Genomic DNA, 11734 nt, shown 5'->3' with positions numbered 1-11734 from the left:
AATTGTCAACTTTCCATTCTCAATTGTAAAAGTGTTAATCTCTGCTTTTAATCAGTCCTTTATTTTTAAGTGATGCTTCATATAATATTATAGTTGAGGCAACTCCAACGTTTAAGGAATCACAATCACCTAGCATTGGGATAGAAACACCGGTATACTCTGTGTTATACCAATCTTCTGATACACCATATTTTTCACTTCCCATTATTATAGCTACTCGTCCTTTATAATCTAAGTCATAATAATTTGTATCTGCATCTGTATCTGTGATTATAGTTTTAAAGTTCTTCTTAATTAACCAATTTTTAATTTCATCAAAATTAGACTCTACAATAGGAACTTTAAAGCAAGATCCCATACTACTTCTAATTAATTTAGGATGATTTAATCTTGTTTTTCTATTATTAATAATAATAGCATCTATATCAGTAGCATCAGCAGATCTAATAATAGTACCTACATTTCCAGGTATTTCTAAACCATCAAGTATTAATATTATAGAGTTATTAGTAACATATAGGTCATCTAAAGTTTTGTTTTGCAAATAACATACAGCCAGAACTCCTTGAGAATTCTCTTTTTCACTTATGCTATTAAAAACCTTTTCAGATACTATACAACACTCTTCAGCTAAATGTACATAATCTTCAATTAATTTTTGCGATTCTACAGAGTGGATCTTTTCTAAACATATTACAAAATATTTTATGGCTACATTGTATTTAAGTGCTAAATTTAAAGCCCAAATGCCCTCTATAACTGCTAATTTTTCAGGATTAGGCTTACTGTTTTTATTTAAGCTTATTATTCTATCAGCTATTTTACTCTTCTTACCATAAAATTTAAATTTATCTTCGTACTTAGTTAAAAATAATTGTTGTTTTTCCTCTAAACTATAATCTTTTAAATCTTTCATATTTATTTACCTCATATCTCCTATAGTGAATCTAATTTAAAAATGAATATACAAATTAATACATTATATTTTTAAATTCTACATATTTTTTGATCTAAGATGAATTTACAATATTTATATAATTATATCATATTTATACTTTATAAAATAAAGAGAAATTTAAAAATATTTATGTAGATAGAACCAATATTTCCTGAGAAATAAAATGTACATGAACATAGGTATTCATACATCTTATAGATAAACTACCTTAAAACTTAATGTATATCTCTATGGTATTTCAATTCACAATTCACAATGCAAAATGCACAATTAAGGTGGAAATTATTTTTGATCAAAATAATTTCTTTAATGGATTATTTAACTAGCAATACAATTGCTAGTGTTTTATTGTAGGGGCGAACAGTGTTCGCTAGTTCTTTTTAATACGTCTTATAATTTAATATTTATTCAATAATATATGGCGAACACTGTTCGCAGCTACGATTAATCAATTTTAAATTTCTCAGTTACCAATGAGAAATATCCGAAATTGTGAATTGTGAATTTGGTAATTTTAGGAGCGATATATCTATATATAAAAGTATACCCCAGATAATTTAGAATATTAAGATGGTATTTATGGAAAAGCCATAGCATTAAAAAGTACCACAACTATTTAAGATGAGTAATAATAAAATTAGATTTTACATAAATAGTATTTTATCTTTAAGCTTAAAAACTATGATTAAATATCTGTATATACAGATGTAATACTTTCAAATTTAATCTATACATTTATATAATTTTGTTATTGAATTATTTGAATTTCTACCTTATACAATACAAATTTATTATTTATAATGGACAATTATAGAAAAAAATAAAAGTGACATAGTCACTTTTATTAAAAAACTATTAAAGAAATTAGTTTGATTAAAACTAATTTCCACTATAATTGTCAATTGTCCACTGTCAATTCTCCATTGATTAAAGTTGTGAATTGAAATATCTAAAGGTGTAGCTATATTCAACTATACATTAATTTTCTAAGGTAGTTTATCTATATGGCTTCATATAGAACTTTAGAATATAATAATCATATAAAGGATATGGAGGAATAAGAAATGTCAAGGAGAGTTAGAGTTAAACAAAGTAAAGGCGCGGGATTAGTTGGAGGCATTGTAGGTATTTTATTTGTAATTATAGGAATCGTTAAGGTTATTCCAATCTTTGGGACTTTCGGTTTTGTTTGGACTGGCATAGCAGTTATTATTACAGGAGTTAATTTTTATGATGCCTTCAGCGATAAGGGAATTGCTAACTGGGAAATTGACGTAGATTCTAATGAACATATTAGAGAAAATAACGATTTTGAAGTTAAGCTAAGAAAGCTTGAAAGGCTTAGAAAAGAAGGATTAATTACAGAGGAAGAGTATATAATAAAGCGACAAGAAATCCTAAATGATAAATGGTAATTTAAGATTGTTAAGAAGGTAGCCCTAGAGTTATAAAAAGAAATCTTAAATTTTGGAGGAGCAATGAAAGGTTTTGATGAGTTTAATATAATTCCTTTTTCAAAGGAATATCAAGAAGAGGCTAAAAAACTTATTTTAGAAGGTATTAAGGAATATGTAGGAGAAATAAATATTAATTTTAACAAAGACCTTAATAATATAGAAGAACAGTATAAAGAAGGACAATTTTTATTGGCTATTCATAAAGAAAAGCTTATAGGCACAGGGGCTTTGATTTATAATGGGGAATTTGGTCAAATTGTTAGGATGTCTGTAAATAAGAACTATAGAAATTTAGGAATAGGAAAGAAATTATTAGATGAACTTATAGAGCATGCATCAAAAAACGATACAAGAAAGATAATAGTAGAAACTACAAAGGACTGGGAAAGTGCCGCTAATTTTTATAAAAAATATGGATTTAAATTTTTAAATTATAAAGATGATGACATATATTTTTATTTAGATATTAAATAATTAGTGTTTTTATTGGAAAGATATGATTTAAGTCATATCTTCAATTTTGTTCTTATTGAGATTTATGGATTAAATTGAAAAGTATAAAAATAATAGACAGAAAATTATCAACAAATTAGAAAATTATCAACAATTCAAACAGGCTTTTATCTTTAATAATTATAAAATTGTGGATAACTTTGTGAAAAGTATTAATATACAGAAACAGAAATGAGAACTGTGTTATAAAAAGAGTTTAACCAATGAAGAACTTATGCAAATTAAGAATTAAGTATGAAGGATGAAGAATTATGGTTGAAATTAATTTTAATCAAACTAATTTTTAAACTGATCTTTTTTACTAGCAATATAATTGTTAGCTTTAATAAGTTACTACGTAACTTCAAAAAAATCAATTTAAACTTCTCTTATAAAAGAGAAGTATCCATAACTCTTCATTCTTAATTATTAATTCTCAATTAGTTTAAGTGGCATATATCAGCTTCTTTAAGAAATTTTATATCTCCATTTTCAACTTCTAATATGGTTAAGCAAGTATCATATATATATGGAGGATCCCATAAATTTTTTATTGGAAGATTCTTTAATTTTGCTAATAGACATTTTATTACTACTGTATGAGTTACAATAAGTATATCACCATCTTCATTATTTATTATTTCTTCTAAGCCTTTTGAAGTTCTTTCCATAACTTCATAAAAATTTTCTCCATCTATAGGAGTATACTTATGAGGATTATTCCAAAAGTTATCATATTCCTTGGGATATTTTACTACTAGATCATCGCTAAGCATACCGCCCCATGTACCTAAGTTCATTTCTTTTAAATAATCTACAGTAATAATTTCTATGTCTCTATCACCAATGATATGTTTTGAAGTATCAATTGTTCTACCTAAAGGACTACTATAAACCTTAGAGAAATTTATATGTTTTAAAGCTTCTCCAAGCTTTTTAGCATTGCTTACTCCTTTTTCAGTTAAGTTAGAATTTTTAAAGCCTTGCATTCTTTTTTCTGTATTCCATTCTGTTTCTCCATGACGAGTTATGTATAATTTCATAATATCCTCCTAAATTAAATATTGACTCAATTATATCATAATATGCTGACGAATTTTGAAGGATTATAAAGAAAAATACAGAATATATAGGTCAGAGCAATTGTTAATATATAGAAAAAGCAATTTAAAACAATGTATAGTTAAGGTAGAAATTAATTTTATAAATTAATTTCTTCAAATGGGTTTTCAATTTATTTGAGCAATTAATGGAAGAGGGGGAGAACATGGGGAAGAAAAAAGATAGCAAAAAGATTTTATACTTTTTCCTTAAAAATTGGTATTTACTTATAGCTATTGCTATAGATATTATTTTAGTTAGTTTTTTAGCTACATATCCTATAAAACTACTTAGTGAAATGGTGGATATAGCCACTAGTGTATTGCCTGGAGGAGTATCAAAACTTATAAAAGTTGGAGGAATTTATTTTGCACTTCAAATTTTATGGAGTTTAGCATATAACACATTAAGTTATTTAAATATTTATGCAGAAACAAAGCTGGGGCACATTATACGATGTGAAGCGTTCAAACATCTATCCTATTTACCACAAAGTTTTTATGATACAAATAATTCAGGAGATGTAATGGTAAGGTTTGTACAAGATACACAGATTACTGTACAAGGATTTTTAAAACCTATAACTTTTTTAGCTAAATCGTTAGTTACTTTTGGTATGGGACTTTACTTTATGATTAATATAAATTGGAAACTTACCTTATTTGTAATTCCTTTAGGAATAGTTACTTCTATATTTGCTTCAAAAGTCGGTGGAAAGTTTAGAACTTATTCTGAGAAGAGTAGAAATTCTCTTGCTAAACTATGGTTTACTTATCAAGAGGGCTTAAGAGGAATGAGAGAAGTTCAAGTAAATTGTAAGCAAGATAATATGTTGGATAAAATAAGTAGTAAAAGTAAAGAAGCTAATAAAGATGTTAGGAAGGAACAGGGATTTGCTGCATTTATTCAATCAATTAACAGTATAATCTTTATGGGAGTTATAGCTCTTATAACGGTACTAGGTGGGGTTTTAGTAATTAAAGGGGAGATTACCATAGGAGGATTAGCAGCTTTTATGATGTATAATGGACTCCTTATAGATCCATTGGTAGAGATTATATCACTATATCAAGAAATGCAGAAAACTTGGGTTTCAATGAAAAAAATAAATGATATATTTAATGAACCTGTAAGTATTTATAAGAAAAAAGCACCTAAGAATAAAGATATAAGATTAGGGGAGATTTCTTTTAAAAATGTGAGTTTTTCTTATAAGGATGATTTACCTACAATTAAAGACTTAAGCTTTCAAATTAACAGTGGTGAAAAAGTAGCAATTGTAGGGGGAAGTGGTGCTGGTAAAAGCACAATTTTTAAATTGATATTAGGATTTTATAAGACAAGCATAGGAGAGGTTAAAATAAACAATTTATTAGTTGACGATTTAAATATGTCATATATAAGAGATAGCATAGCTGTTGTATTCCAAGACACCTTCTTATTTGATGATACTATTGAAAATAATATATTATTCTCAAATCCTAGTGCTACAAATGAAGAGCTTTTAAAAGCCATAGAAATTGCACAACTAAGTCCTATTATAGAAAATTTACCGGAGGGACTTAAAACTAAAGTTGGAGAAAATGGTACCAGTCTTTCAGGAGGAGAAAGGCAAAGGGTTGGAATAGCAAGAGCATTAATTAAAAATCCTAAAATTTTACTTTTAGATGAATTTATCTCAGCCTTAGATAATGAAACCACCTCTTTAGTTATCGAAAATATATTAAAAGAGTATAGTGATTGTACTATAATAACTATTGCTCATAGACTTTCAACCATAACTAATATGGATAAAATTTATTTAATGAAACATGGGGAAATAGTAGAAGAAGGTACTCATGATGAATTGATGAAATTAAGTGGAATTTATAGAGTACTATATGAAAGTGATTTTAATTAATAATTAGTCAATATTTTCATATGTTTTATCATTGATTTCATTGCAAGAACCTATGGATAGTAGCACTATCTATAGGTTCTTTGTCGTTTATAAACAAGAATATTAAAAGAACTTTTAATTGTTTAATTTTAAAATGTAGTAACATAACTATTTATTATTAACATGAATAATATTAAATAATTAAGAATAGCTTTATTGTTTAGTTTATATAAATATATAGATGAGCTACCTTAAAAAAATGCACAATACACAATTCACAATTGACAATTATAGTTGAAATTAATTTTGTAAATTAATTTCTACAAATAGATTTTTAGCAAAAGTGACTGTGTCACTTTAGAAAGAAATAAATTCAAAACTTCTCTTATAAAAGAGGAGTATCAATAATTATGAATTTTGCATTGTAAACTGTGAATCAAATTAAGTTGTGAATTTACTTAATAATAGGGAGGGTTTTATGAGTAATATAACTATTAAATATCTTCAAGAAATTATTAAAAATAAAGATTATAATCCAGAGCTAAAACAGGAGTATTTTTTTAAACTTATTGAAGAAGTAGGAGAGCTTTCAGAAGTCATTAGAAAAAATAAGAGAATGAAAGGTAATAAAATAAAAGGAACCATTGAAGAGAAATTATATGATGTTCTTTATTATAATTCAGTATTAGCAAACGCTTATGATATAAACTTAGAAGAATGTTTTTATTTAAAGGAAGAATTAAATAGAAAAAAATCTAAATAGTAATTACTTCACAAAATATTTAAAGTGAGATTAAATTCTCACTTTAAATATTTTGGAAAAGGATATAAAGATTAGTAGATTATTGACGAATTTTAAATTATTAGTATAAATAAAATTTCAAAGACTAATACTTTCAAAAACTAAAACGTTTTACTAAAACATTTTACTAAAAATATATGAACTATTAAAATTAAAAATTATTTAAACTAGATAACCAATTTTAATAAATATCAATTTTTTACTTTGGTTTTCTATATATTAAATAAATCTATACTTATAAGGCAAATATGGGATTAAATTTATAAGTGTAAAATAACTGAAAGGATGGAGAGATTTTAATGAGTAAACTTAAGAAAATTAAGAACATTAATAAGATTAAAATTAATTTTAAAGGAATTAATTTTAATTTTAAGAGTATTGGGTCCAAGTTAATTGCATCTTTTGCAATTTTATCTTTCATCAGCTGTTCAGCGTTAGCATTAATATCAATGAATATTTCTAAAAAAGCATTAAACACTATGGCAAATACTACTTTACCAGAAACAGCAAAGTTACTTTCATCTATGATTGATGAGAAATTAAATATTAAGAAAGAAGTTCTTAAAAATTTAGCTATAGACGAACAAATTTCAGATCCAAAGATAAGTATTAAAGAAAAGGTAAAGTTATTACAACCCAATGGAGAGCTAAATAAATTTATGAGAATAGGGATTGCTGATATAAGTGGTCAGTTAAATTTTAGTGATAGTACAGCTGATATATCTAGAAGAACATATTTTAAGGAAGCCTTAAGAGGAGAGGCAACTGTAGGGGCACCTATGGAGAGCATTAATTCAGAAGATAAAGGTACAATTATAGTATCTTATTGTGCACCTATAAAAGCAAAAGGAACAGATGAAATTATAGGTGTTATTGTAGGTATTACAGATGCCGAAGTTTTCAGCAAAGAAGTTTCTGATGTTAAGGTTGGAGAAACAGGCGATGCATTTATGGTAGATAATATAGGTACTATAATTGCTCATGAAAATAAAGATTATGTAACAAAATATAATCCTATTGCAGAGTCAAAAAAAGATACTAAACTATCTGAATTTGGTAAATGTGTTGAAAAAATGATAAAAGGAGAATCGAATTCTGAGAATTTTAAATTGGACAAGGACAAATATTTTATTGCTTATGCACCTGTAGGGGGTACGGGCTGGACTACAGCAATACAAATTACTGAAGAAGAAGTTTTAAAGGAAGTTAAAACTATAAAAAGTATGGTATTTATAGTTTCTACAATATGTATAAGTTTAAGTATAGCTTTAATATTGATACAAGTTAGGAAAATGTCTAAAACCATGAAATATTCAGTGCAGCATTTAGATACTATTGCGAGTGGAGATATGACAGTTCATGTTCCGGAGGTACTTATAAAAAGAAATGACGAGTTTGGAGCAATGGGACAAGCTATGGAAAAAATGCAATGTTCTGTTGGTACTATTATTAAGAGTATAAAAGAAAAATCAACTCAAATTGATGCATATTCAGAGAATTTAGCAAGTCTATCAGAGGAAATGTCAAGTTCATCAGATACAGTAGCAGTTTCAGTTCAAGATGTATCTAGAGGAGCAGAAGATCAATCTAGTGATATCGCTGAAATAGTAGACAAACTTGATGAATTTAATATCCAGATAGAAGAATCTATAGTAGGCCTTAAGGAAATAGAAGCTGGTACTGGAGAAATACAGATACTTTCTAAGAATAGTAATAAACAAATGGAAAGTGTTGTTACATCCTCAAATAATGTAAAGACATCTTTTAATGAACTTGTTAATAAGGTAAGTTTAGTAGAATCCAATGTAGATAAAATAAATGAAATCACAACAGTAATTAATGGAATAGCAGAAAAGACTAACTTATTAGCACTAAATGCAGCAATAGAAGCTGCAAGAGCAGGAGAAGTAGGGAGAGGCTTTGCAGTGGTAGCTGATGAAATAAGGAAGTTAGCAGAGCAAAGTAAAGTATCTTCAGCAAATATAACTGAACTTTTAAATATTATATTTAGTGAAACTAATATAATGGTTAACACTACTTCTGTGGTGCAAAATGAATTGGTAGCACAAAGAGATACAATAGAGACAGCCATAGAATCTTTTGATAAAATTACAAAAGCGGTTGAAGAGATTAAGCCTAAGATAAATAGAAGTATGGAAATAGGAGGGGAAATTGTAAGTGATAAAGAAGTAATTTTAAGTAAAATTCAAAATGCATCTTCTGTATCACAAGAAGTTTCTGCATCGTCAGAAGAAATTGCAGCTATAACTCAAGAGATGAATGCATCATCAGAAGAAGTAGCAAGTGCAGCACAAGAATTAACCTTTATGACAAAAGATATGAAAAAGGAAACAGATAAATTTATTGTAGAATAATAGGCTTAAAATAATTAGTTAAAAATACAATTAATATTTTATGCTAGAGAAGATATTATGTATTATGAAATTAGTATAGAGAACTAGTTATCTTTTAAGATGGCTAATAAAAAGAGAGCTTATTTAGTTATGCTCTCTTTTCATTTTTAAGCTTATAAAAAATTTTATGAGCATTTATTATAGTAAATTCAAATTAAAAATTAATACTAATCAAAAGGAATTTTAAGGCTATTTTAATAATAATAAAGTATAATAAAACTAAACTATATAGAAATTAAAATAGTTTAATTGAAATTGTATTAGTAAAAACCCTATTATATACTTATTTTTAAGGACTTTATAGTATAAGTAATAGGATTTTTGTATAAATTATTAATAAATGCTAAGTTAAATTTTAGCATTTATTATTTTATACGGAGGTATTTTTTAATGGGCAATGAATTATGCTTAGATCTATCAAAATGCTTACCATATTTAACTGAGGATGAAATAATAAATTTTTCTCCTATGGTAGAAGAGGCTCATGAAATGTTAGAGAATAAAACAGGCTTAGGAAATGATGCCTTAGGGTGGTTAGATTTACCCATAAATTATGATAAAGATGAAATAGATAGAATTGAAACAGTAGCAGAAAAAATAAATAGTAATTCTGACGCCTTTATAATAATTGGCATAGGAGGCTCTTATCTAGGAGCTAGGGCTGTGATAGAAGCTTTAAAGCATAGTTTTTATGATAGTCTACCTAGAGAAAGAAGAAAAGGTCCTAAAATTTATTTTGCTGGAAATAATATAAGCTCTACCTATTTATCAGAGATATTGGATATGGTAGAGGATGTAGATTTTTCAATAAATGTTATATCTAAATCAGGTGCCACTACTGAGCCAGCTATTGCTTTTAGATTTTTTAAAAGAGTGCTAGAAGAAAGATATGGAAAAGAAGGAGCAAAAGAAAGGATTTTTATAACTACAGATAAAAAAACTGGTGCACTGAGAAAACTTTGTGAAGATGAAGGCTATGAAAGTTTTACTATTCCAGATGATATTGGAGGAAGATATTCAGTTCTTACCTCAGTAGGATTACTTCCGATAAAGGTAGCAGGTATAGACGTTAAAATGCTTTTAAAAGGTGCAGAAGACGCAAGAGAAGAGTATAAAATAATGGATATTAAAAAAAATAATTGCTATAGATATGCAGCCGCAAGACATTTATTATATATGAAGGCAAAAACAATAGAAATTATTGCTAACTATGAACCTTGCCTAATGTATTTTAATGAATGGTGGAAACAATTATTTGCAGAAAGTCATGGAAAGGAACATAGAGGAATTTTCCCTTCTAGTGTAAATTTTTCTACAGATCTTCATTCAATGGGACAATATGTTCAAGATGGTCTTAGGATTTTTTTTGAGACCACAATAAATATAGAGACTCCTAAAAGAGAACTTATGATGTTTGAAGATGATAAAAACGTAGATGAATTAAACTTTTTATGTGGTAAAACTATAGATTATGTAAATAAAAGAGCTATGGAAGGTACTGAACTTGCCCATAATGAAGGAGGAGTACCAAATATAAGAATAAGTATAAAAGAATTGTCACCTTATTATTTAGGTTATATGATATACTTTTTTGAAAAGGCTTGTGCCATAAGTGGATATCTTTTAGGAATAAATCCGTTCAATCAAGAAGGTGTTGAAGATTATAAGAAAAATATGTTTGCCCTACTTGGAAAACCAGGATATGAAAAAAGAAAAGAAGAACTAAATAAGAGATTAGAGGAAATAAGTGATGAGAATTTTAGTAGACGCAGATGCATGTCCAGCGAAACATATAATTGAAGAAATAGCTGAAAATTTTAATAAAGAACTAATATTTTACTGTGATTTAAATCATATAATATCTCCAAGCTATGGAGAGGTTAAATACATGGATAGTGGATTTCAAAGTGTGGATATGAAGATAGCTAATGATACAAAAGAAAAAGATATAATAGTAACTCAGGATTACGGAGTTGCTGCCATGATATTAGGTAAAGGAGCTTATGCTATAAATCCAAAAGGATATATATACAATGATGAAAATATCGATAAGCTTCTTTTTGAACGCCACATTTCATCAAAAGTAAGAAGAGGTGGAGGCAAAACTTCAAATCCTAAAAAACGTAAAGATGAAGATGATGAAAGACTTTATAAGAACTTATTAAAGTTAGTAAAAGAATATGATAGCTTATAGGAATTAAGAATTAAGCATGAAGAATGAAAAATTAAGGTTGAAATTAATTCACAAAATTAATTTCTTTAATAGATTTTTTAACTAGCAATGTAATTGCTAGTTTTTTTTGTAGGGGCGAACACTATTCGCCCCTACAGTAATTCTAAATTTCTCAGTTTCTACTGAGAAATATCCATAATTCTTCATCCTTCATTATTAATTCTTCATTATTTAATCACGATTTCTCATTTGTTCTGTATCCATATCTGGTTTTATTCCTTCAGGAAAGATTAGTCCATTATTTGTACGTTCTATTACTGGATAAGAATCTTTAAAGTTTTGTATATCTACATCCGACTTTTTATATGTATAGGTTGGGTCATATAAATCTTTTTTATCTTTAGGCATTTTTACAGCTCCTTTCTTAATTACAATGTATAATAAAGTTTTTTAGTTAT

General features: G+C 27.1%; 10 protein-coding genes. 7 read left to right on the top strand and 3 right to left on the bottom strand.

Annotation, left to right across the window (positions count from 1 at the left end):
• Window positions 1–34: 34 nt before the first annotated feature.
• Window positions 35–916, bottom strand: coding sequence for a TrmH family RNA methyltransferase (locus tag ACWPW7_RS22815; RefSeq protein ID WP_454055449.1), 882 nt, complete (start codon window positions 914–916; stop codon window positions 35–37).
• Between the two features lie 1106 nt (window positions 917–2022).
• On the opposite strand from ACWPW7_RS22815, the gene ACWPW7_RS22810 reads away from it, so the two are divergent.
• Together ACWPW7_RS22810 and ACWPW7_RS22805 are read left to right on the top strand one after the other, a co-directional pair.
• Entirely contained in the window at window positions 2023–2373 is a 351-nt protein-coding gene (locus ACWPW7_RS22810; RefSeq protein WP_454055448.1) for an SHOCT domain-containing protein, read from the top strand.
• Window positions 2374–2436: 63 nt separating this feature from the next.
• Window positions 2437–2889, top strand: coding sequence for a GNAT family N-acetyltransferase (locus ACWPW7_RS22805; protein ID WP_454055447.1), 453 nt, complete (start codon window positions 2437–2439; stop codon window positions 2887–2889).
• Between the two features lie 458 nt (window positions 2890–3347).
• Here ACWPW7_RS22805 and ACWPW7_RS22800 read toward each other — a convergent pair whose 3' ends face one another.
• Window positions 3348–3950: a histidine phosphatase family protein gene (locus ACWPW7_RS22800; RefSeq protein WP_454055446.1), complete on the bottom strand. Its 603-nt coding sequence runs from the start codon at window positions 3948–3950 to the stop codon at window positions 3348–3350.
• A 224-nt stretch (window positions 3951–4174) separates the two neighbouring features.
• On the opposite strand from ACWPW7_RS22800, the gene ACWPW7_RS22795 reads away from it, so the two are divergent.
• From ACWPW7_RS22795 to ACWPW7_RS22775, 5 genes are all read left to right on the top strand, one after another.
• The gene (locus tag ACWPW7_RS22795; RefSeq protein WP_454055445.1) at window positions 4175–5908 is read left to right on the top strand and encodes an ABC transporter ATP-binding protein; all 1734 of its coding nucleotides are present in this window, start codon (window positions 4175–4177) and stop codon (window positions 5906–5908) included.
• A 457-nt stretch (window positions 5909–6365) separates the two neighbouring features.
• Window positions 6366–6650 carry a MazG nucleotide pyrophosphohydrolase domain-containing protein gene (locus ACWPW7_RS22790; RefSeq protein WP_291566172.1) on the top strand — a complete coding sequence of 95 codons (285 nt, stop codon included), beginning with the start codon at window positions 6366–6368 and terminating at the stop codon, window positions 6648–6650.
• A 338-nt stretch (window positions 6651–6988) separates the two neighbouring features.
• Window positions 6989–9064, top strand: coding sequence for a methyl-accepting chemotaxis protein (locus tag ACWPW7_RS22785; protein WP_454055444.1), 2076 nt, complete (start codon window positions 6989–6991; stop codon window positions 9062–9064).
• A gap of 429 nt (window positions 9065–9493) precedes the next feature.
• Window positions 9494–10903 carry a glucose-6-phosphate isomerase gene (locus ACWPW7_RS22780; RefSeq protein ID WP_454055443.1) on the top strand — a complete coding sequence of 470 codons (1410 nt, stop codon included), beginning with the start codon at window positions 9494–9496 and terminating at the stop codon, window positions 10901–10903.
• On the top strand, window positions 10854–11297 hold the full coding sequence (locus ACWPW7_RS22775; RefSeq protein ID WP_454055442.1) for a YaiI/YqxD family protein: 444 nt from the start codon (window positions 10854–10856) through the stop codon (window positions 11295–11297). The genes ACWPW7_RS22780 and ACWPW7_RS22775 overlap by 50 nt, the downstream gene beginning before the upstream one ends.
• A gap of 210 nt (window positions 11298–11507) precedes the next feature.
• Here ACWPW7_RS22775 and ACWPW7_RS22770 read toward each other — a convergent pair whose 3' ends face one another.
• A complete protein-coding gene (locus ACWPW7_RS22770) occupies window positions 11508–11684 on the bottom strand; it encodes a hypothetical protein (RefSeq protein ID WP_454055441.1) in 177 nt (58 codons plus the stop codon).
• Between the last annotated feature and the right edge of the window lie 50 nt (window positions 11685–11734).

The organism is Clostridium sp. Marseille-Q7071 (assembly GCF_965112025.1).
The sequence above is the reverse complement of the archived record's forward strand: the minus strand, read 5'-3'. Positions and strand labels throughout refer to the sequence as shown.